Genomic DNA, 20,843 nt, shown 5'->3' with positions numbered 1-20,843 from the left:
GTCATCACAGAGTATCGAGGCGTAGTATTTACCGGTGGCTGAACGGCTCAGCGTCATGCTTTTCACCTCTCCGGTCATTTCACGGTGCAGACGGGCTTCTATCGGCGATAATTTGGGTATTTTTATTTCTCCGTCCAACACCTTCACCCCGACACAATGATAGCTGGACTGCCTGCCATGCTTGCGTTTGAACGCCGGGAAGCGCGCTTTCAGCTTCGGATTAAAAAAGTTGGAAAACGCCATATCGAGGTTAATCACCGCCTGCTGCAAGGCAATGGCGTCATACGCTTTGAGCCAGGCATACCGGCGGGACTTTTTTGCCACTGACAGTAAGGGCTTGAGGTCTTTACGCGGGCTGAGGTTCACCCCGTGGCGTTGATAAGCGTGCTTCTTGATGTGCAGCGCCTTGTTGTACGCGAAACGGACCGCACCGAACTGAGCATTGAGATAATCAGCCTGTTCGGGTGTCGGGTAAATGCGGACTTTGGTGGCTCTTAACATCATCAGCGCTCATCGGGATAGTTGATGTATTTTAACCGCTTTTTTGGGCCGTGTCCCCCCCGGGCTGCCAGTGAACGTGATGGTTAATAACCTGAAAGCCCTGCGGGCTTTTCGCCTTATATCACCGCCCGCATTGGGCGAGGGTTTACGGCGGATTTTGCTAAGTAATTCTGTTGAATATTATCTGATGCTTGAGATCCTGCAATTGCGGCTACTTTACCTGCACCAAGTTGTACAATTTTGTGCAATTTTGGTTCTAGTGAATCATGTATACAAAAACTAAACTCATTCCCGCTTTTATCAAATAAGCCCGTACTTTTTCTTACCTGATCTCTACAGAACTTTACCGCATACCAGATGTGTTCAGCTTCTTTACTAGGAACTCGCCACTTAAGCTGACTCCAATGAAGGTATCTTCCCTGTTTATCAGCAATACTATATTCACTGAGGTATTCCCCGAATTTAGCAAAATCTAGGTTTGAAAAATTAAGTTTAGGTGATTGTTCTACAGGATGTTTTGCCATATTACCTCACATTTTAAAATTTGATGTATAGGTAAGTATGATAGTAAATCCTTAAGGAGATCAACACGAATAAACCAGATTCATGAACTGTTTGAAAAGGAAGATTTCTTTTATAAATGACTCATATAAAGCTTTAAAGTACAGAAAACACATTTATAAGCTTCATTTAGAACTCTTAAATCTCTCTCTTTTTATATTCAGATTCTTGCAAAATAAGAGGTATAATAAAGTCTCTTAACCATAAAATTTAAACTTAAGAGGTTCATTTGTGGCTCTAATGCTTTATACCGAATCAGAATTGCTGGCAGAACTTGGGAACCGCCTCCGAGAGCACCGACTGCGGCGCAACATGCTCCAGACAGAGCTGGCGCTCAGAAGCGGCATTTCCGTCTCTGCGCTCAAAAAACTTGAGGCCAGCGGACAAGGCACGCTTGAGAATTTTATGAAGGTCGCCTTTGCCCTACGACTGGAAGATGAAGTAAAGTCCCTGTTTATGCCACAACCAGTCAGTATTGCACAGCTTGAAGCTATGAAAGCGCCGGTTCGCCAGCGCGCCCGGCGAACCCCACGCTCGGCCTGGAAACCTTCCGGCAATGGCCGCGCTCATCAATCAGAAGGCTCAAAAAAATGACAACGCGAAACTTTCAGTACCGGTCACTAAACCGACTACAAGTAGTCTACAGTGGTCGAGGGGAACAGTGGGTGTTGGGTCATCTGGCCGAAAGTACTGTGCGTGGCCGCTATTTATTTGAGTACACCCAAGAAGCTCTTGATAATGACATCGAATTCTCACCCCTAAAACTGCCACTTTCCACACAGACTTACGCGAACTTCGAGCACTTTCAGGACTGGCTCCCTGGCTTCATCGCAGATTCCCTGCCGGATGGCTGGGGACGGTTGCTTATGGATCGGTTCCTTCGCCGTAATAATGTCGATCCTGACCGGATTTCCGTCTTGGAACGCCTGGCATTATTGAGCGATAACACAATGGGGGCTATGACCTACCAACCTGCTCTGCCTTTACCGGACGACCAGGAAGACAAATACAGTATTCTGAACTTGACCGGACTGGCCCAGCAAATCCGTCAAGAAGTAACTGGTCAGGACTCGGAGGCACTGCGTGAACTTTTCCTGCTTGGCGGCTCGCCTCACGGCGCCAGACCAAAGGCACAGGTAGAATACAATCCATCCACCGGCCAGATGAAAACGACTACGTTCCCAGAGAGTGAGCCTTGGCTGGTCAAATTCCCCACAGCCGAGGAAAATCCTTGGGTCTGCGCCCTTGAGGAAGTGTACGCCTGTACGGCCAGAATGGCAGGCATTGATTTTCCCACAAGTCGCTACTTCCGCCTTGAAGGGGAGCTTGCTGCTTTCGGTGTCCAGCGTTTCGATCGTGAGAATGGAATGCGAGTGCCGGTACTGAGTATGGCCGGCGCCCTACATGCCGACTTCCGATTACCCTGTATGGATTACATAGATATCTTACGGGCAACTGGCTTCATCACGCGCTCTATTGTTGAGCGAGAAACCCAAGCCCGTCGTATGGTGTTCAACGTGTTGATGCATAACCGTGATGATCATGTGAAGAATTTCTCCTTCATTCTGAATGAAAGCAATGAGTGGGTGGTGTCCCCCGCCTATGATCTGACCTTTGCGGACGGACCCGGCGGACAACATCAAACCTCAGTAACCGGCCACGGAACAGATATCACCCGCACCATGTTGCTTAAGATTGCCAAAGATGCAGGCATCGCATCGGCCAAAATGAATAACATTATTGATGAAGTGGCAGATGTCGCCGCTGACTTCGCCCATACGGCACGGAATGTAACTGATGATATTCCCACAGACGAACTCCATCAGGTCACGAACTGCATTAACCGTAATCTGTCTTGCCTCAAACGATAAATTCAAAGATACGGGCCTTCTGAATTCTTCCGTTATCAGAAGGCCAAGCATGCGCATCAGCCGCGTTTCGGCCATCTCCTGAAAAAGGATTACAACCCTAACTCAGATAATCCAGGATGATCATCAGGACGGCGACCTAAAGGCCAATGAAATTTGCGTTCAGATTCTTTTATCGGAAGATCATTAATGCAGGCATAACGGTTGTACATCAAGCCATCTTCGTTAAATTCCCAATTCTCATTACCATATGAGCGAAACCAGTTACCGGAATCGTCATGCCATTCATAAGCATAACGAACCGCTATTCTATTATCAGTAAACGCCCAAAGTTCTTTAATTAATCGATATTCATGCTCTTTCGCCCATTTTCTGGTTAATAAACCCTGAGCTTCTTTACGGCTATGCACAAATTCAGCGCGATTACGCCAATGGGTATCCAATGAATAAGCCAATGCAACCTTTTCAGGGTCACGGCTATTCCACCCATCTTCCGCCAAGCGGACTTTTTGAATAGCGGTTTCCCGAGTAAATGGCGGCACCGGCTGGCGAATTTCTTTTATATTAGACATATTTGTCTCCTAATTATAATTAAACTTCATTAACTCACATCGCATTTATTCAGTAATGCCCTGGCAATATTCATCGCCTCTACAGCATAGTGTGTATCATTCATTACATGCGCAGTTGTAATAGCGCCTTCTATTAAGAGTAGGAGCTGCCTCGCTAAATCCACCGATGAATCTGGCGATATTTCTTCACAAACAGAAAGTACGTAGGTAAAAACTTTCTCTTTATGTTCTTTAGCAATTATTCTTACAGGATCATCTGGATTAGGGCGTTCACCGGATGTATTGATAAATGCACATCCTCTAAAATCATCACTTTCGAACCATCGTTGTAATACCAGAAAAATATTCAGCAATTTTTCTTTAGGTGTTTTATATTCGGCTATTGATGAAGTAAACCACCGCATCCAGCGTTCATCTCGCCGACGAAGAACTTCTTCAATCAACCCCTCTTTCGTACCAAAATAACGATAAATTGTTTTACGTGAAGAACCTGTCGTGCGCGTTATCAGATCGATACCTGTAGCCGCAATCCCCCTTGTATAAATCAATTCCTCTACAACATCCAACATGTTTTCCCTGATGTTGGGTGCCGGCTCACCTTCCATGTTTTTCATGGTAGAACGATCATTCTCCATAGTCAACCTCTTTACTAAAAAAATGAATTTAAATTGTTATCTCTATGATTTAAAAAGCAATTATAATACTCATCGCCTTTTTCATCAAAACTGCTCATTTACACATAATAGCTCTTTTAAATAAAAATATTATCAAAGAAACGAAGAAATAATATTAAATGTCCTACTGCCGTTTATTGATTATTATATCAATTTAAAAATATAAATTTATTTTTAAAAGGAAGGACAATATCAAAATATTATTCTTTAGAATATTTAAAATAATCTATTTATGGTGAATTATCTTTAATTAAATATTTAAGAATATTATTAAAAAACAATAAAAATACTACCAATAATTAGATCATAAAATAAAATTAATGAAGGGCGAATATCCGCCCTTCTATCAACCACCAGCTAATTTAACTGTCATGCCTTTGGCTTCAAGTAACTGCTTCAATAAATCCCTTTTATCGCCCTGAATCTCTATTTCGCCATCCTTTACTGAACCACCACAGCCACATTTTTTCTTCAATTCAGCCGCCAGTTTAATCAGTGCCTGATCATCAGCATCAATTCCGGTAATTACACAAACCCCTTTTCCTTTACGACCACTGGTTTGACGTTGAATACGAACAATACCATCTCCTTTTGGGCGCTGGGGTTTAACCGCTTCTTCCTGAATACGGCCTTTATCTGTGGAATAGACTAGACGCGAATTATTATCTTGCATTAATCACTCCCGCAATAGATTGATTAATCTGACGCAATGCTGCCGCAGGATCGACGGCACGGGTAATCGGACGCCCAATAACCATATAATCAACCCCAGCCAATACCGCCTGTTCCGGCGTCATAATACGGCGCTGATCGCCCGCGTCGCTGCCCATCGGCCGAATCCCCGGAGTCACTAATTGAAAATTATGACCACAAACCTTTTTCAGTTGTTGAGCTTCATGCGCAGAACAAACCACGCCATCTAGCCCACATGCCTGAGTCAGTTTTGCCAACCTTTCAGCCTGTTGCGCTGGCGTCATATCAATGCCAATACCTTGTAGATCCGATTGTTCCATGCTGGTTAACACCGTGACAGCAATTAACAACGGAGCGTCATGACCATAAGGCAGCAGCGCCTCTTTCGCCGCTGTCATCATTCTGGCGCCGCCGCTCGCATGTACGTTTACCATCCAAACGCCCATTTCAGCAGCAGCAGCTACCGCTCTGGCGGTGGTATTAGGAATATCATGGAATTTCAAATCCAAAAATACGTCAAAACCACGTTGATGCAGCAATTTAACAAACTGCGGACCATGCAGGGTAAACATCTCTTTACCCACTTTCAGACGGCAATCCTGCGGATCAATTTTATCGGCAAAAGCCAGCGCCGCATCCTGATTATCGTAATCTAAAGCAACAATGACAGGCGAGCTAATCTGTCTACCGAACGATGTTAAGGTATGAGATGTCATTTTTTAACCTTTTTAACTAACAAAGCAACATTATGATGACACGGTGTCACTGACCATCTAATCCGCGGATCGGCTTAATTGAATCCCACGAACGGCATGATGGACAGTGCCAATAAAGTGAATGAGAAGTAAAGCCGCATTTATGGCAGCGATAATTAGGTTTAGTACGAATTTGCTCACCAACCATGTCCCTCAACAAGATAATACTTTCTTTCGCTCGCCCCTCTTCTGCCTCAGCCAAATGGTAATCCATCAGGCGATAAAACAGGCGCATGGTCGGATGACGCTCTAATCGATGGTTGATATAAATTTGCGCGACTTCATGCCCTTTTTGCTGCTCGATAATATCAGCCAGCAAAAGTTCGGCCGTGGCCCCACAATCTTCCTCTACACAACGTCTCAGGAAATCTTCCCATTCATCAGTCTGATTCAGATGCTGGTAACACTCCTGGAGAATAGGCAACACCTCACTAACCAACTTTTTATCTTGCTCAAGGACAGATTTTAAAGCATCCGCCGCTTTGATGTACTCTTGTCGGGCCATAAACAGGCGCCCCAACATGATAGAAACTCTGGCGCAGTTTTTATCTGCCTGAACCGCTTTATTGAGATAACTGATCGCCTCATCAAGATCATCCCCGCTCATCTCCTGTAAAGCGAGTTCACAATAAAAATGGGCAATTTTTTCCCGTAAATCATGTTTACCGGACTTGACTAATTTCTCGGCGATATCAATGGCCTTTTTCCAATCACTGGTTGATTGATAAATAGTCAGCAGCGATTGAAACGCATTTTCCCGAAAATCTTTTTCATTCACCAACTGAGCGAACATATTTTCAGCACGATCATACAAACCCGCCGACATATAATCGCGGCCCAATTGTTGCGTCGCAAGCAGACGCTGATCAAATGTCAGAGAAGCGCTTTCCATAAGAGATTGATGAATGCGGATAGCCCGCTCTACTTCCCCCCTGGAACGGAATAGATTCCCCAAAGTCAAATGAGCTTCAAAAGCGGAACTGTCCTCTTTAAGCATTTCAAGAAACAGATCCACAGCTTTATCTTGCTGGTTTGAAAGGAGAAAGTTAACCCCGGCAACATATTCTCGTGATAAGCGATCAGCATTTTGTTGCTTATCCTGTTGAGCACTTCTGCGCCCCATATACCAGCCATAAGCAGCGGCCACAGGAAGCAACAGAAACAACAGCTCTAACATAGGAGTTTATTCCTTGCTAAGTGCAAGCGCTGAATGAGTAACCGAAGGTTCAGCAGGTTGCTCCAGTTGCGCTTCGAGTCGCTTAATCTTTCGTTCAGCTCTTCCTAATGACAAACGAGCACGAAGATAAAATAATCCACAAATAACCCAACCTAACACGAAACCGCTAGCAAACAATACAGCCAAAAGTGTAGATACAGAGTAATTCCCTTTAGCGATCAGATAGTTAAATGTAACCACCTGATCATTATTTGATCCGAGAGTCACCGAGATGACAAAGATCACCAACACCAGTAATAAAATCAGAAAATATTTCACATTTTTTCCTGTTATCTATTGTTGCTTGGACATTATGCTGGATAACGGCCCATTAAATTAGCATTTCCAGTCTGGATAAAGGAAGCAATTTATCATGATAAATGCGTCTTTCAGCTTTTTTACGATATCTTCTCATCGATTAGGTGTAAATAAGAAGCAATTACACCGACAAATCCTTTTTGTCGTTAACCAGCCGCCATTTTTCTGTGAGATAACAAATAGCCATCACTAATACCGCGCTAATTAACGTTGATGTGATAATATCCTGCGGCCAGTGCATACCTAATGCCATCCTGCTAATCAAAACACTCATTGCCCATATCGTCACAATTATAGACAAAATATAGCGACGACGCGGCCATAAAAAACCCACTAAAAGTAGTGACAAACTGGCGGCAAACAAGGTATGCCCAGAAGGAAAAGCGTATCCTGTCTCTCTTTTCCAATGAGTGAGTTGCCATTGTGGAATACGGTCATCAGCTTTTAAATTGCGTTGCAACAACTCGGCCCGCTGTTTTCGCGAATGTTGATAAAATTCATCTGCCGGCGCTTGATAGTTTTTTTCTAACCAAACAACATAGGGACGATGCTCTTTAGTGGTATTTTTTACCAAAACCTTTATGCCTTGCCCCGTTAAAAGGAGCATCATAACAATAGCGAGCAATATTACCCCCTGTCTGGCCGAAGTCGCGAACAACCGTAGCATCCCTAAAATAAAAAACAGGACAACCAGATAACACCACGGCTTGCCGGAAGTATTAGTAATCCAATACAATATTTCAAGCCATAAATACTCTCCCATAGGCTGCCATTGCCAGCCTGCCATCAATACAGCTATAGGTGGTAACAATAAAATCAGGGTTGCGGCAATAATAGGTTTGGTAAATTGATTCATATCTGGCACCGGATCATTTTTATACACAATTTTAAAAACTTGTTCAGCGTTAACATGTTAGTGTTATAACTGCCATTTATATATGATTATTTGAAAGTTTTTGACAGATAATTTGCGGTAAATATGGCAAAATATCGCCGCATTATAATCAGAGAAAATCTTTTATGCAGTGTCCCCTGATTTCCCAGACCGGTATTGTTTTTCACATCTATGTCTTGTAACGAGTCTGAATCAACATATGAACAATAAAATGCAATTAAAACGAGTCGCTGAGGCCAAGTTACCCACCCCCTGGGGCGATTTTTTAATGGTCGGCTTTGAAGAAGTCGCCACAGGTCAAGATCATGTCGCATTAGTATACGGCACTATTTCTGGCAATGAACCCGTCCTTTCCAGAATCCATTCAGAATGCCTGACCGGTGACGCCCTGTTTAGTCTACGTTGTGATTGCGGATTTCAACTTGAAGCCGCCCTTGCTCAGATCGCTAAAGAAGGGCGAGGGGTATTACTTTACCATCGGCAAGAAGGTCGTAATATCGGCTTAATCAACAAAATTCGGGCTTATGCGTTACAGGATAACGGTATCGATACTGTAGAAGCTAACCATCAGTTAGGTTTTGCCGCCGATGAGCGTGATTTCACCCTATGCGCAGATATGTATAAATTACTCGGCGTTCAAGCCATTCGTCTGCTGACAAATAATCCCAAAAAAGTGGAAATTATGACCGAAGCAGGTATTAATATCGTAGAACGTGTGCCATTAATTACCGGCCGGAATCCTAAAAACGCTTATTATTTGGATACCAAAGCCAGAAAAATGGGTCATTTGTTACCTGAGCAAAATTAGTTTTTCAGCAAACTAGCCGGAAAAGACGGCGCTTAAATAATCAGTGCCGTCTTTAGTATGCTGTAAAATCTATTTCAACATGTGGCGAATAACATAATGCAAGATACCACCGTGGTGGAAATAATCTAATTCAGTTCTGGTATCAATACGACTATGAGCATTAATGATTTCCTTACGCCCATCCGCATAAGTCACTTTCACCGGAACAATCTGTCCCGGCTTGAGGTTATTCATCCCTTCAATATCAATTGTCTCATCACCTTGCAGATTTAGCGTCTTACGATTTATGCCCTGAGGGAATTCCAGCGGTAATACTCCCATACCAATCAGGTTCGAACGGTGAATACGCTCAAATGATTCCGCAATCACCACTCTAACTCCTAATAATCGGGTACCTTTCGCTGCCCAGTCTCGGCTTGAACCAGAACCATATTCTTTGCCGGCAATAATGGCCAACGGTGTTTTTTCTTCCTGATAACGCATAGCCGCATCATAAATCGCTAATTGTGTCTGTGACGGAATATGGCGGGTATATCCTCCCTCTACACCAGAAATCATCTCATTACGGATACGGATATTGGCAAACGTTCCACGCATCATGACTTCATGATTACCGCGCCTTGAACCGTAGGAGTTAAAATCCTTAGGTTCAACGCCATGTTCTTGAAGGTAACGCCCTGCCGGACTGTCAGCTTTGATATTCCCCGCCGGAGAAATATGGTCTGTGGTTACCGAATCCCCAAGAATAGCCAATATATTCGCACCGTGAATATCCGTTATCGCTTCTGGCTCGGCAGTCATCTCACTAAAGAATGGCGGGTGACGAATATAAGTAGAATCAGGTTGGAAGTGATAAGTTGCAGAACTTGCAACATCCAGCGACTGCCATGTTTCATCGCCATCAAAGACTTCCGCATACTCTTTGTGAAACATATCAGCTTTAATTCGCTCAACGGCGTTAGCAATTTCTTTGCTATCAGGCCATATATCTTTCAAATAGATATCATTACCTTGTTGATCCTGACCAAGAGGATCTTTAGTCAAATCCTTTTTCATACTGCCGGATAAAGCATATGCCACGACTAACGGCGGCGACGCTAGCCAGTTAGTTTTTATCAGAGGATGGATACGACCTTCAAAGTTTCGGTTGCCAGAAAGGACGGCGCCGACGGTAAGATCAGCTTGTTTAATCGCAGTTTCAATAGATTCAGGCAGTGGCCCAGAGTTACCAATGCAAGTTGTGCAACCGTAACCAACCAGATTGAAGCCCAGTTTCTCCAGATATGGCATCAAACCCGCCAGTTCAAGATAATCCGTCACCACTTTCGAGCCGGGCGCCAGTGAAGTTTTCACCCACGGTTGGCGTTTAAGCCCCTTCTCAACCGCTTTCTTCGCCAATAAACCCGCGGCCATCAGTACACTGGGATTAGATGTGTTGGTACAAGAAGTTATCGCGGCAATGACGACCGCCCCCTCTTCTAACTCATACTTCTGGTTATCCTGATTAACTGGCGCTGAGACGGCTTTCCCTTGGGATTTATTCATTTCCAAATCAACGGCTGATTGAAATACTTGAAGTACTTGCGCTAACGCCACTCTGTCTTGTGGACGTTTCGGTCCAGCGAGGCTCGCTTCCACTGTCGACATATCCAGCTCAAGAGTGCTGGTAAATACCGGTTCATCACCAAGATTCCGCCATAATCCCTGAACTTTACAATAAGCTTCCACCAACTCAATCTGCTGTTCTGTACGCCCTGTCAACCGCATGTAGTTCAGGGTAATATCATCTACCGGGAAGAAACCGCAAGTTGCACCATATTCCGGCGACATGTTGGCAATGGTTGCCCTGTCTGCCAGCGGCAAATCAGCTAATCCATCCCCATAAAACTCAACAAATTTCCCGACCACGCCATGTTTACGCAGCATCTGAGTCACTGTCAGTACCAAGTCTGTTGCGGTAATCCCTTCGCGTAACTTGCCGGTAAGTTTAAAACCCACCACATCAGGAATAAGCATGGAAACAGGCTGTCCTAACATAGCTGCTTCGGCTTCAATACCACCGACACCCCATCCTAAGACACCGAGGCCATTGATCATAGTAGTATGAGAATCGGTACCAACCAAGGTATCAGGGTAAGCCAACTCCCGCCCATTATGCATTTCATGCCAAACCGTTTTTCCCAAGTATTCCAGATTTACCTGATGACAAATCCCGGTTCCTGGCGGAACGACACGAAAACGGTTAAACGCTTTTTGCCCCCAGCGCAGAAAGAGATAACGTTCATAGTTACGTTCCATTTCTAATTGAACATTTTGCTCAAAGGCTTTTTCCGTACCGAATTTATCCACCATAACTGAATGGTCAATAACCAAATCAACGGGTGATAATGGATTAACTTGTTCAACATCACCACCAAGACGCTGGACCGCGTCTCTCATGGCCGCTAAATCAACAACGGCAGGAACACCGGTGAAATCCTGCATCAATACACGTGCTGGCCGGTAAGCAATTTCTCTGTCTGCATGGCCGGTATTTTGCCAATCAACAATGGCTTTCAAATCATCATCAACAACAGAATTGCCATCAATATTGCGAAGAAGATTTTCCAGAAGAACTTTCATAGACTTGGGTAAACGGGAAATATCCCCCAAATGTTTAGCAACCAGTGGTAAGCTGTAATAATCATATTGTTTACTTGCGGCAGAAAGTGTTGAAACACAAACCTTTTTCAAATCAAACGACATAACTCCTCCTTCTTCTTATACTGGCATAACTCAAAACTACCTTAACGATAATGGCACAAATTAAACATAACATATAAGCAAATATTTGTTTTTTATTACCGCACAATGTGTCAATTCAGTGTATCCATCAGAATTTCAGTAATAAATTTTGATAATTTAGTCGGGTAAACAATCGAATGATAATCAGATAGAATTAGCTCGCTAACAATTCAATTGGATTAAAATTATCAATTAAAAAACAAGGAAAAAATAATGGATATAAAAAACGCAATTACACATAACCAGGAACATATCGCAAAAATCAATGAAGCTAATACCTTCTTTCACATCGATGACGCTTATTTCAGTATAGAAAACACCAATAAATATAACGAAAAAGATGGTTTAGTTCAGTTCATTATAGCCAAACAATTATCTGATAAACCAGAAGTTATAGAGAAAACCAATAGTTTAAGTAAAACATTAATTGCACTTTCCTCCATCGCAACTAATTATGTCAATAAATACGCGGAAAAGTATGGAGAGCAATACAAAACAGATATGGACTTTTGGAGTAAAGTGGTTGACAAATTACCTCTAATGGGTACCAGCAAAGTTGAATCTAAAAATTACACCGATTCATTAAATGGTTTAAGCATCTCAAAAAGTTTCCTTAATTTTATTATGAACGTGGTTGTATTCGAAAATACAGATATGCTGCCGGATTTCGCTAAGTTCCTTACTAAACAAGGGGAAACGATCCGCTTAGGTATACGGAAAAATAAAGGCTTCTATTCTACTGTGACACTGACGATTGCTATCGATACCTTAATTGTAGGAGATAAGACGGTATATATTCCGAAGCTAAAACTCTATCGCGTTAATTTTGATAGCACTAATGCAAACTTTTTATCAAGTTGTGCTTCTAATGAAAATGTCAACATTGATTTTGAATATTCATCCTTAATATCGGTCTTAGACTATGAAGCGCTCGAACATCCTGAGATTAAAGCCAGTTTTGATAGTTTCATTAACAAGCAAAGAAAAACATCAATAGAAGAGTCTGACGATTTCTTCAGTGGTGAGTTTGAATCCAACTGATAAGCAAAATTAGGGAACTAATAGCAATATTAGCTCCCTAATTATTTCATTATACGATTGGTAATTTGATATCTTTAAACATCATTTCGATATCTTCATTTGAGCGTAGAGCAACCGCCTGATCAATCACATCACGCGTCAGGTGAGGCGCAAAACGCCACATAAAGTCATACATGTAGCTGCGTAAGAAACTACTGCGCCGAAAACCAATCTTAGTGGTGCTATAGCCGAATTTATCACGCATATCAATGCAAACCAGATCTTTATCCTGTACCGGATCAACCGCCATGTTGGCAATAACCCCCACGCCTAACCCTAACCGGACATAAGTTTTAATAACATCAGCATCCGTCGCAGTGAAAACAATTTTAGGTTTTAAACCTACTTTATCGAATGCAACATCTAACTCAGAACGACCAGTAAAGCCAAATGTATAAGTGACCAGTTGATATTCGGCCAATTCTTCAATTGAAACACTCTCTTTACCTGCCAGCGGGTGATCTGATGTCACCACTAGCGTCCTGTTCCAATGGTAACAAGGCAACATTACCAAATCTTCATATAAATGGAGCGCTTCAGTTGCAATAGCAAAATCAGCATTACCTTTACTCACAGCTTCAGCAATTTGCGTCGGCGACCCCTGATGCATGTGTAAAGAAACCTGCGGATAACGTTCAATAAAGCCTTTAATCACAGGAGGTAATGCATAACGGGCCTGTGTGTGGGTAGTCGCAATATATAGCGAACCACGATTCGGATAAGTATGTTCACTAGCAACTGACCGTATTGCATCAATCTTAGATAATACTTCACGAGAAATTCGGACAACCTCTTCACCTGCGGGAGTAACATGCGTCAGGTGTTTACCACTACGGGAAAAAATCTGAATACCTAATTCATCTTCAAGCATCCTGACTTGCTTACTGATCCCGGGTTGAGATGTATACAATCCTTCTGCCGTAGATGAAACATTAAGGTTGTGGTTTACCACCTCCACGATGTAACGAAGCTGTTGCAATTTCATATAAACACCATCCCAAAATAAACGCTGTGAACAATTATGACTTAGAAACCTGGACTGATATTGCTGTTTGCTATTTATTATAACGAATAGAAATAATATTGTTGTCGCATATAACCACTATAACACGATTATATATTTATATAACGAATAATTGAAAATTCATAATGAATGTTTAGCGCGACTCTAATTCATATATTTTAAGATACTGCCTATAAGTGAAAAAAGCCAACCTATAAGGTTGGCTTAATAGAAGAAAATAATCCCTTTTCTAAGAAAAAGAGAGTGTTGATTCTGTCAAAAATTGTTACTTTTTATCTTTCTCAACCCATTTTCCATCAACATAAAACACACTCCAACCCGTTGCCTTGCCATTTTTCTCCGAAGAAGCATATTGCTGTTTAGTTTTACGGCTAAAACGGATAACTGTTTTATTGCCTTCAGCATCTGCCGCGGGAGCATCAGCCAAGTAACGTAATTTCTCCGGCAGACGCTCTTTAAAACGCGCTAACTCTTCTACCAACGGCGCTCTGGTTTCTCTAGATTTAGGGAAGGTACTCGCCGCTAAAAATACGCCAGCGGCGCCATCGCGTAATACAAAATAGGCATCAGATTTTTCACAAGGAAGCTCAGGTATCGGAACCGGGTCCTCTTTTGGCGGCGCGACTTCCCCGCTACGTAAGATCTTACGCGTATTTTTACAAGTTTCATCGGTACAGCCCATGTATTTACCGAAACGCCCCATTTTCAGGTGCATTTCAGCGCCGCATTTATCACATTCGATAACAGGACCGTCATATCCCTTAATGCGAAATTCGCCCTCTTCCACTTCATAACCATCACAAGCAGGGTTATTACCGCAAACATGTAATTTACGTTGGTTATCAATGAGGTAGCTGTCCATCGCCGTACCACATTTTTTACAGCGACGACGAGCTCGCAACGCATTTGTTTCCGCCTCATCCCCTTCCAAGATATTAAGAATTTCATTCTCAGGGATAAGGTTTATCGTCTGCTTACAACGCTCTTTAGGTGATAACGCATAGCCAGAGCAACCCAGGAAAACGCCAGTAGTCGCCGTTCGAATGCCCATAGAACGCTGACATGTCGGACATTCAATAGAGGTAATAACCATCGGATTGGGCCGCATGCCGCCATCTTCCGGCTCTTTATTGGCGACGTCTAGCTGTTCACTAAAATCAGTGAAAAACTCATCCAAAACCCCTTTCCATTCGGCTTTGTTACTTGCAACCTGATCAAGCTGATCTTCCATTCGCGCAGTAAAATCATAACTCATCAGCTCGTTGAAATTCTCTTCCAGACGATCAGTCACAATCTCACCCATTTTCTCTGAGTAGAAACGCCGACTCTCCACACGAACATAACCACGCTCCTGAATTGTGGAGATAATGGAAGCATAAGTGGATGGGCGACCAATACTGCGTTTCTCCAACTCTTTAACCAGAGATGCCTCACTATAACGCGCCGGTGGTTTAGTGAAGTGCTGGCTTGGGATCAGTTGTTGCAAATCAAGTTCTGTACCAATTTCAACAACCGGCAACGTGTGGTCTTCGTCACCTTTGCGCAATACAGGCATCACTTTTGTCCAGCCATCAAAACGCAATGTACGACCTTTGGCGCGTAATTCAAAATCACCCGCCTGTACAGTCAATGTTGTGGAATCGTATTTCGCCGGCGTCATCTGACAAGCCACAAACTGACGCCAGATTAGCTGATACAGTTTCTGTGCGTCCGTATCCATATCTTTCAGTTGTTCTGCCATGATATCAACACTGGAAGGACGAATCGCTTCGTGCGCTTCCTGTGAATTCTCTTTACTACTGTAAGTATTGGCAGTTTTTGGCAGGTATTTATCGCCAAAATTATCACCGATATAACCACGAACCATATCCAGCGCATCCTGACTCAAATTAGTTGAATCAGTACGCATATAAGTAATATATCCGGCCTCATACAAACGTTGAGCCATCATCATGGTCTTTTTAACGCCAAACCCTAAACGCGTGCTGGCTGCCTGTTGCAATGTAGAGGTGATAAACGGCGCGCCTGGTTTACTGGATGTCGGACGATCTTCACGATCAAGCACTTTGTAACGGGCTTTTTCCAGTAAAGAGACGGCGGCTTGCGTTTGTTCGCTATTAACCGGCTTAAACGGCTTACCCTGCTGATGAGTCACTTCCATATGCAGTGAAATTTCGCCTTTCGCCAGCAAATCAGCATGTAATTGCCAATATTCTACCGGTACAAACGCTTTAATTTCACGTTCTCTCTCTACCACCAGACGTACCGCCACCGATTGCACCCGACCGGCGGATAGTCCTCTGGCGACCTTTTTCCACAGCAACGGAGAAACCATATAACCCACAACTCGATCCATAAAACGACGAGCTTGTTGAGCATTTATCCGGTGAATATTTAATTCACCCGGATTATCAAATGCCTGTTTAATGGCATTTTTAGTGATTTCATTAAAAACAACCCGGCTAAAACGATCGCCATCGCCACCAATCACTTCCCGCAAGTGCCATGCAATGGCTTCTCCCTCGCGGTCAAGATCCGTTGCGAGATAAACATGATCAACTTTTTCAGCCAGCGATTTTAGCTCTGCCACGACCTTCTCTTTGCCCGGCAAAATCTGATAATTCGCTTCCCAACCACGGTATGGATCAACCCCCATACGGTTGACTAATGCAGCTTTCTCATCTTTTTTAACCTTCTTCTTAGACTTATCGGTAGATGAGCTCGAACTCTTTTGGCTGGCTGAGCCACTGGTCGGCAAATCACGGATATGACCAACGCTGGATTTCACCACGTAGTCACTCCCCAAATATTTGTTGATTGTTTTGGCCTTTGCCGGGGACTCCACTATTACAAGAGCTTTACCCATAGTTATCTTTACCTAATTATCTTTTCAGATGGTGGAATTCACTGCGCCATATCACGGTATTTAAAACCTCTTTTTATATTGCGATAGATTCTCAATATATCAACTTATTTTTATTCAGTTGATTTCCCCAAACTCGAAACATATTGAATTATCTAAGGTATTTTAGATACCGCCCATGAGCTATGCAAATGAATGAAGTAATAACCGTAAACAAAATCTTCCATCTGCATGATGAAAAGTTCACACTCTACCTGATAAAAAATGATGCGCAACAAATTATTTTTGATAAGGACAGGAAAAGATACAACCGAACAACACCGATTAAAGGTGAACAATGATTAAAAAAAACCAGCCATATCATCCGTCAACATGAAGATTTTATTCATGGCATGTATATAAGTAGCGTAGAACAAAAAGGAAATGTATTAGTATTGATGGTGAATCTTTTCTAAGCGGAAATGGTTTACCTATGGGTAAAAGTACTACTATTTTCAATATGTTCAAACATCTGAAGCATATCCTACCGAAACAATATTATCTCGAAAATTAATAACAAAAACTTATTGAGCAATGAATAGGCAGATATATGAAAACGATATAAAAATATATCTGCCGGGTATATAAAATACCGCTGATGACAAACTACAGGTATTAATTACATTTCTAAGGTGAGATCAGAGAAAAAACCCGCCATCAAACGATTAAACAGCTCTGGAGATTCCCAGAATGGCCCATGTCCCAAGTGGAGCAAGTTATACACTTGATCAGTCCAGAGATTTTTGTAGATTATTCCGTTAATATAATCAATATTAACAAATAAATCTTCTGCACCATTAACGATAGCAAGTGGTGTTGGGTTTGTTTCAACCAATAATCGTTGATCCATAACATCCGGTGAAACCGACGCTTCAGACATATATTGCCGAGCCAAGCCATCGGTCCGCGCTACTGCGGCTCTTAGAAATGGCTCACAAAGCGCGTCTTTTCCATACAACGCCAGGGTATAATCCGTAATTTCCTCTTCTGTCAGCGAAGCCTTACCAGATATTGCCATAAACCGGCTTGGTTTAAATCCAAGACTGACATTCTCTGCACCTGGGCTAACCGGCGGCGTACCACAAATCATTAGCCCAACAATCCCAGGGAATCGCGGGATCAGCTCCAAACCGATATGCCCGCCCAGTGACCATCCGAAAACAGCAACTTTATCGATGCCTAACTTCTCCAGTACTTCGATGATGCAAAGAGCATAACCGGATATCGAATAGGTCCGGCGAGGGTCCTCTGCGTTTGATGAAGCGCCATGTCCTGGTAAATCAATCGCTAAAATCCGGTATTCGTCGCCAAAACAGTTAATTTGATGGCGAAAAACTTCTTTACAACTTGAATTACCGTGTATAAGAAGGACCGGCAACCCATCACCTCCCGTATCAGCGACAGAGATGACAGCATGACTGGTATGAATATCGTATTGTGAAATCGCCATAATACTTTATTTCCTCATGAATATTATTGTAAGTCGCCATTTTTCGGGGATTTGCATAGTGCGTTTAAAGACGCCAATAGCGCTGTGCAAAAATGACTTGTGCTTATTTGAAGATCAACCCGGCAAAACAGATAAACGCAAAGCCAGAGTATCAACTATTGGTGTAGAAAAGCCTGCGGCTCCTCACAAGCAGGAAGGGGATGTAAAGCAAATTATGTAACACCTGTAATATTTTAACAGGGCCAAAATAGCGGGTTTTTCAGGGGAAAAACATCATGAGAATAAGCGTCGCGCTGTACAATTAGCACATTTAGCACATTGCAATTAAGCAATATATCAAGGCGCTCCTGAACGTCAAAACAGAACGCCTTGGAATACGCCAAGATAATTGATTTAAAATAGCGGAACTTTAATTAAAGCAAAGGCTTCTCCCCTCTTTGCCACCAGCGCAATAACAGTTTATCAATACTTTCCATCGCACTGCCGGTGAAACGCTCTACCATGCGTTTACGGCGTGTATAACTGACGCCAATAACTTCACAATTATCTATTTGAGCAATCAACAGATCATCGCTGACGCCAATTTCGTCAATCAATCCCTTCTCTTTCGCTTGTGAGCCGTACCAGTATTCACCGGTCGCCACACTTTCCACGTCAAGCGATGGGCGATGTGTATGAATAAACGCTTTGAATAATTCGTGAGTCTGATTCAGATCTTCCTGGAATTTTTTCCGGCCCTGTTCTGTATTTTCTCCCAACACAGTCAGTGTACGTTTATATTCACCAGCCGTATGGAGTTCCACATCGATATCATTTTTCTTCAATAGCTTATGAATGTTCGGAATTTGGGCGACCACGCCAATAGAACCAATAATGGCAAAAGGCGCGGCAACCACACGATCAGCAACACAGGCCATCATATAGCCCCCACTGGCAGCAACTTTATCTACGACGATAGTCAAGCGAATGCCTTTCTGACGCAAACGGACAAGCTGAGAGGCCGCCAGCCCATAGCCATGCACCATTCCTCCAGGGCTTTCCAAACGCAACAACACTTCATCTTTTGCATCTGCCACGGCCAGAATCGCGCTAATCTCTTCACGTAATGAATCAACTTCATGAGCATCCATGCTCCCTTTAAAATCCAGTACATAAAGACAAGGTTTCTGTAACCCTTTATGACCGGCTTTAGCGTCACTTTTCTTCTGTTTGGATTCGAGTTTTTGTTGTTTATTAAACTCTTTCTGCCAGATTTTCCCTTCCGCTTCTGTCATTCGCGCCCGCTGCATTTGACGCTGCTTATCCCGATATGATTCACCGAGATCGGTGAGTTTCAATTCTCCTTTTAGCGAGGATTTCCGCATTCCTATGCCGATACCGAATATTGCCAGAGCAATAACCGCCAATACCAGCGTAACGACTTTGGCTAAAAACAACCCGTAAAGAGATAAGTACTCCACAAAACCCACCTTTTGTTTCTTAGATTATGAATTTACAATAAATGTATTTAGTTTTTTTCATTTAAAAACAATATATTATAATTAACTCGCATTCAATAAACACGAATATGTACAAATAAAAACGCCCAGTATATCGGTCTCAGTAGCTAATTCTACACCATTAGATAGAGAAATGGGGAACCAATTCAAAAATAGGGGATTAGATTGCAGAATCACAAAAACCCCGGCGTTTCAACCAAGCACTATGATCGCTACGATTACCTGAAAGAGAAACAGGAAATTATCGAACAGCAGGAAAGGAGAGCGTTATCGCTATAAATGATGCAATGGCTCGCTCTCTTGCCGCCGCGATGCATCTTGAAATCCATAGGGTATAAATATTACGGACATAAAAACCACCAGTATTAACTGATGGTTATTCGTGTATTTCAATACAACCTTATATTGAGGCCATAAATAATTCAGATTGTCTTTAACTAAACAAAATCATTACATAGTTCTTGTAATTTATGAATAACACGCCCCACATGGAAACCGTCACAAGTAGCATGATGCACCTGAACCGCCAAAGGCAACCGAGTTTGATTCCCATCTTGGTAAAATTTTCCCATTGTAAATATAGGTGGAAAATAATCCGTAAAACTCGCGATGTTCAAGTTAAATCCATCAAAACTCACCCACGGTACTGACGATATGTGAAAGTGGTTTTCAGGTAGTTCTGGTTTAGAAAAAAAGCAAAGATTATCTTTATAGATTTCATAATCAGCAGAATAGTTTTTCATAAATTCTGGCAGATCAGAATTGAATTCAGTCCAAATCGCTGAGAATGTTTCGGTTTCCTTATGAAAGATTGTATACGCGGGATTGACGCCATCCCATACAATTAATTCTTCATCTTTCATAGCCATTCTGAACTCAGAGTAAGAGTTCACAACTTTTGATATTAAATAAATCATAGTTGGGTAGAATTTATATTGTTTTTCTACCAACGAAGATAACAAATGGGTAATATCAATTTTTGTTGTCAGACTAAATCCGCATTGCACGATATTACGATAATGCAAGAAATGCTCTTTCCTATCCCAGCGATCTATAGCAATCTTTGAGTAATTCATGTTTTCCCCTTCTAATGTAGAATTTAACAAATTGATTAAATTAGAAGGGCTGCTTTTTCCGTTTGTATTTGACTCATAATCACTCCGGTATGAAATTGGATTAAATGACTTAGCTCTGATGAAGAAAAATTATATATTAGCCAGAAGCAAATAACTACCAACACAGC

The 20,843-nt window shown here is 42.4% G+C and carries 22 protein-coding genes and 2 pseudogenes; 9 read left to right on the top strand and 15 right to left on the bottom strand.

Annotation, left to right across the window (positions count from 1 at the left end; all coding sequences use genetic code 11):
• On the bottom strand, nucleotides 1–501 hold a 501-nt coding region (locus tag EAE92_RS10980; protein WP_214068105.1), incomplete at its 3' end, for an RNA-guided endonuclease InsQ/TnpB family protein.
• A 116-nt stretch (nucleotides 502–617) separates the two neighbouring features.
• Nucleotides 618–1,025: a hypothetical protein gene (locus tag EAE92_RS10975; protein WP_246545134.1), complete on the bottom strand. Its 408-nt coding sequence runs from the start codon at nucleotides 1,023–1,025 to the stop codon at nucleotides 618–620.
• Nucleotides 1,026–1,302: 277 nt separating this feature from the next.
• On the opposite strand from EAE92_RS10975, the pseudogene EAE92_RS25000 reads away from it, so the two are divergent.
• The 3 genes and pseudogenes from EAE92_RS25000 to EAE92_RS10965 all read left to right on the top strand — a co-directional run.
• Nucleotides 1,303–1,431, top strand: a pseudogene (locus EAE92_RS25000) (DNA-binding protein); the annotation flags it as partial.
• Between the two features lie 36 nt (nucleotides 1,432–1,467).
• Complete coding sequence (locus tag EAE92_RS24555) at nucleotides 1,468–1,656, top strand: hypothetical protein (RefSeq protein ID WP_246545139.1); 189 nt, start codon at nucleotides 1,468–1,470, stop codon at nucleotides 1,654–1,656.
• Nucleotides 1,653–2,933 (top strand): type II toxin-antitoxin system HipA family toxin, encoded by a 1,281-nt coding sequence (locus tag EAE92_RS10965; RefSeq protein WP_214068099.1) that lies wholly within the window; start codon nucleotides 1,653–1,655, stop codon nucleotides 2,931–2,933. The genes EAE92_RS24555 and EAE92_RS10965 overlap by 4 nt, the downstream gene beginning before the upstream one ends.
• An 89-nt stretch (nucleotides 2,934–3,022) precedes the next feature.
• Here the strand turns inward: EAE92_RS10965 and EAE92_RS10960 are convergent, their stop codons facing one another.
• From EAE92_RS10960 to pgpB, 7 genes are all read right to left on the bottom strand, one after another.
• The gene (locus EAE92_RS10960) at nucleotides 3,023–3,502 is read right to left on the bottom strand and encodes a nuclear transport factor 2 family protein (protein WP_214068098.1); all 480 of its coding nucleotides are present in this window, start codon (nucleotides 3,500–3,502) and stop codon (nucleotides 3,023–3,025) included.
• A gap of 29 nt (nucleotides 3,503–3,531) precedes the next feature.
• Nucleotides 3,532–4,137 carry a TetR/AcrR family transcriptional regulator gene (locus tag EAE92_RS10955; protein WP_214068097.1) on the bottom strand — a complete coding sequence of 202 codons (606 nt, stop codon included), beginning with the start codon at nucleotides 4,135–4,137 and terminating at the stop codon, nucleotides 3,532–3,534.
• A gap of 385 nt (nucleotides 4,138–4,522) precedes the next feature.
• Nucleotides 4,523–4,849, bottom strand: coding sequence for a stress response translation initiation inhibitor YciH (gene yciH, locus EAE92_RS10950; RefSeq protein WP_214068096.1), 327 nt, complete (start codon nucleotides 4,847–4,849; stop codon nucleotides 4,523–4,525).
• Entirely contained in the window at nucleotides 4,839–5,585 is a 747-nt protein-coding gene (gene pyrF / locus EAE92_RS10945) for an orotidine-5'-phosphate decarboxylase (protein ID WP_214068095.1), read from the bottom strand. Before pyrF ends, yciH begins: the two co-directional genes overlap by 11 nt.
• A 46-nt stretch (nucleotides 5,586–5,631) precedes the next feature.
• A complete protein-coding gene (lapB, locus tag EAE92_RS10940; RefSeq protein WP_036805774.1) occupies nucleotides 5,632–6,801 on the bottom strand; it encodes a lipopolysaccharide assembly protein LapB in 1,170 nt (389 codons plus the stop codon).
• A 6-nt stretch (nucleotides 6,802–6,807) separates the two neighbouring features.
• Nucleotides 6,808–7,119, bottom strand: a complete 312-nt coding sequence (locus EAE92_RS10935; protein ID WP_214068094.1) for a LapA family protein — start codon at nucleotides 7,117–7,119, stop codon at nucleotides 6,808–6,810.
• Nucleotides 7,120–7,279: 160 nt separating this feature from the next.
• The gene (pgpB, locus tag EAE92_RS10930; protein WP_214068093.1) at nucleotides 7,280–8,014 is read right to left on the bottom strand and encodes a phosphatidylglycerophosphatase B; all 735 of its coding nucleotides are present in this window, start codon (nucleotides 8,012–8,014) and stop codon (nucleotides 7,280–7,282) included.
• A 250-nt stretch (nucleotides 8,015–8,264) separates the two neighbouring features.
• Between pgpB and ribA the strand changes: the two genes are divergently transcribed.
• Complete coding sequence (ribA, locus tag EAE92_RS10925) at nucleotides 8,265–8,861, top strand: GTP cyclohydrolase II (RefSeq protein WP_072165203.1); 597 nt, start codon at nucleotides 8,265–8,267, stop codon at nucleotides 8,859–8,861.
• Nucleotides 8,862–8,930: 69 nt separating this feature from the next.
• Here ribA and acnA read toward each other — a convergent pair whose 3' ends face one another.
• Nucleotides 8,931–11,606 (bottom strand): aconitate hydratase AcnA, encoded by a 2,676-nt coding sequence (acnA, locus tag EAE92_RS10920; protein ID WP_214068092.1) that lies wholly within the window; start codon nucleotides 11,604–11,606, stop codon nucleotides 8,931–8,933.
• Between the two features lie 252 nt (nucleotides 11,607–11,858).
• Here acnA and EAE92_RS10915 point away from each other — a divergent pair, with 252 nt between their 5' ends.
• Nucleotides 11,859–12,686, top strand: coding sequence for a hypothetical protein (locus EAE92_RS10915; protein ID WP_214068091.1), 828 nt, complete (start codon nucleotides 11,859–11,861; stop codon nucleotides 12,684–12,686).
• Between the two features lie 49 nt (nucleotides 12,687–12,735).
• On the opposite strand, the gene cysB is transcribed toward EAE92_RS10915, so the two are convergent.
• A complete protein-coding gene (gene cysB / locus EAE92_RS10910) occupies nucleotides 12,736–13,710 on the bottom strand; it encodes an HTH-type transcriptional regulator CysB (protein ID WP_036805759.1) in 975 nt (324 codons plus the stop codon).
• A gap of 304 nt (nucleotides 13,711–14,014) precedes the next feature.
• On the bottom strand, nucleotides 14,015–16,615 hold the full coding sequence (gene topA, locus EAE92_RS10905) for a type I DNA topoisomerase (protein WP_214068090.1): 2,601 nt from the start codon (nucleotides 16,613–16,615) through the stop codon (nucleotides 14,015–14,017).
• A gap of 188 nt (nucleotides 16,616–16,803) precedes the next feature.
• Here topA and EAE92_RS25205 point away from each other — a divergent pair, with 188 nt between their 5' ends.
• Together EAE92_RS25205 and EAE92_RS25200 are read left to right on the top strand one after the other, a co-directional pair.
• Nucleotides 16,804–16,953 carry a hypothetical protein gene (locus EAE92_RS25205; RefSeq protein WP_214068089.1) on the top strand — a complete coding sequence of 50 codons (150 nt, stop codon included), beginning with the start codon at nucleotides 16,804–16,806 and terminating at the stop codon, nucleotides 16,951–16,953.
• A 12-nt stretch (nucleotides 16,954–16,965) separates the two neighbouring features.
• A pseudogene (locus EAE92_RS25200) lies at nucleotides 16,966–17,165 on the top strand (DUF2498 family protein); the annotation flags it as partial.
• Between the two features lie 105 nt (nucleotides 17,166–17,270).
• Here the strand turns inward: EAE92_RS25200 and EAE92_RS10890 are convergent.
• The gene (locus EAE92_RS10890) at nucleotides 17,271–18,101 is read right to left on the bottom strand and encodes an alpha/beta fold hydrolase (RefSeq protein ID WP_214068088.1); all 831 of its coding nucleotides are present in this window, start codon (nucleotides 18,099–18,101) and stop codon (nucleotides 17,271–17,273) included.
• 58 nt (nucleotides 18,102–18,159) lie between these two features.
• Here EAE92_RS10890 and EAE92_RS10885 point away from each other — a divergent pair, with 58 nt between their 5' ends.
• Nucleotides 18,160–18,321 carry a hypothetical protein gene (locus EAE92_RS10885; RefSeq protein ID WP_214068087.1) on the top strand — a complete coding sequence of 54 codons (162 nt, stop codon included), beginning with the start codon at nucleotides 18,160–18,162 and terminating at the stop codon, nucleotides 18,319–18,321.
• A gap of 193 nt (nucleotides 18,322–18,514) precedes the next feature.
• Here the strand turns inward: EAE92_RS10885 and sohB are convergent, their stop codons facing one another.
• On the bottom strand, nucleotides 18,515–19,561 hold the full coding sequence (sohB, locus tag EAE92_RS10880) for a protease SohB (protein WP_105397404.1): 1,047 nt from the start codon (nucleotides 19,559–19,561) through the stop codon (nucleotides 18,515–18,517).
• A 204-nt stretch (nucleotides 19,562–19,765) separates the two neighbouring features.
• Here sohB and EAE92_RS10875 point away from each other — a divergent pair, with 204 nt between their 5' ends.
• A complete protein-coding gene (locus tag EAE92_RS10875) occupies nucleotides 19,766–19,879 on the top strand; it encodes an integrase (protein WP_246545133.1) in 114 nt (37 codons plus the stop codon).
• Nucleotides 19,880–20,037: 158 nt separating this feature from the next.
• On the opposite strand, the gene catA is transcribed toward EAE92_RS10875, so the two are convergent.
• On the bottom strand, nucleotides 20,038–20,676 hold the full coding sequence (catA, locus tag EAE92_RS10870; protein WP_214068086.1) for a type A chloramphenicol O-acetyltransferase: 639 nt from the start codon (nucleotides 20,674–20,676) through the stop codon (nucleotides 20,038–20,040).
• Nucleotides 20,677–20,843: the final 167 nt, after the last annotated feature.

It is taken from the genome of Photorhabdus hainanensis (assembly GCF_018448965.1).
Classification (GTDB): domain Bacteria; phylum Pseudomonadota; class Gammaproteobacteria; order Enterobacterales; family Enterobacteriaceae; genus Photorhabdus; species Photorhabdus akhurstii.
Note: the sequence above shows the minus strand (reverse complement) of the source record. Positions and strands in the feature narration are given on the sequence as shown.

Excerpts from the sequence above, each read along its gene's own strand:
- EAE92_RS10960 (WP_214068098.1), bottom strand. The coding sequence starts at position 3,502 with ATGTCTAATATAAAAGAAATTCGCCAGCCGGTGCCGCCATTTACTCGG.
- lapB (WP_036805774.1), bottom strand. The coding sequence starts at position 6,801 with ATGTTAGAGCTGTTGTTTCTGTTGCTTCCTGTGGCCGCTGCTTATGGC.
- cysB (WP_036805759.1), bottom strand. The coding sequence starts at position 13,710 with ATGAAATTGCAACAGCTTCGTTACATCGTGGAGGTGGTAAACCACAAC.
- EAE92_RS10955 (WP_214068097.1), bottom strand. The coding sequence starts at position 4,137 with ATGGAGAATGATCGTTCTACCATGAAAAACATGGAAGGTGAGCCGGCA.
- ribA (WP_072165203.1), top strand. The coding sequence starts at position 8,265 with ATGCAATTAAAACGAGTCGCTGAGGCCAAGTTACCCACCCCCTGGGGC.
- EAE92_RS10965 (WP_214068099.1), top strand. The coding sequence starts at position 1,653 with ATGACAACGCGAAACTTTCAGTACCGGTCACTAAACCGACTACAAGTA.
- EAE92_RS25205 (WP_214068089.1), top strand. The coding sequence starts at position 16,804 with ATGAATGAAGTAATAACCGTAAACAAAATCTTCCATCTGCATGATGAA.
- EAE92_RS10890 (WP_214068088.1), bottom strand. The coding sequence starts at position 18,101 with ATGGCGATTTCACAATACGATATTCATACCAGTCATGCTGTCATCTCT.
- pgpB (WP_214068093.1), bottom strand. The coding sequence starts at position 8,014 with ATGAATCAATTTACCAAACCTATTATTGCCGCAACCCTGATTTTATTG.
- EAE92_RS10915 (WP_214068091.1), top strand. The coding sequence starts at position 11,859 with ATGGATATAAAAAACGCAATTACACATAACCAGGAACATATCGCAAAA.
- catA (WP_214068086.1), bottom strand. The coding sequence starts at position 20,676 with ATGAATTACTCAAAGATTGCTATAGATCGCTGGGATAGGAAAGAGCAT.
- EAE92_RS10975 (WP_246545134.1), bottom strand. The coding sequence starts at position 1,025 with ATGGCAAAACATCCTGTAGAACAATCACCTAAACTTAATTTTTCAAAC.
- yciH (WP_214068096.1), bottom strand. The coding sequence starts at position 4,849 with ATGCAAGATAATAATTCGCGTCTAGTCTATTCCACAGATAAAGGCCGT.
- EAE92_RS24555 (WP_246545139.1), top strand. The coding sequence starts at position 1,468 with ATGAAGGTCGCCTTTGCCCTACGACTGGAAGATGAAGTAAAGTCCCTG.
- topA (WP_214068090.1), bottom strand. The coding sequence starts at position 16,615 with ATGGGTAAAGCTCTTGTAATAGTGGAGTCCCCGGCAAAGGCCAAAACA.
- acnA (WP_214068092.1), bottom strand. The coding sequence starts at position 11,606 with ATGTCGTTTGATTTGAAAAAGGTTTGTGTTTCAACACTTTCTGCCGCA.
- pyrF (WP_214068095.1), bottom strand. The coding sequence starts at position 5,585 with ATGACATCTCATACCTTAACATCGTTCGGTAGACAGATTAGCTCGCCT.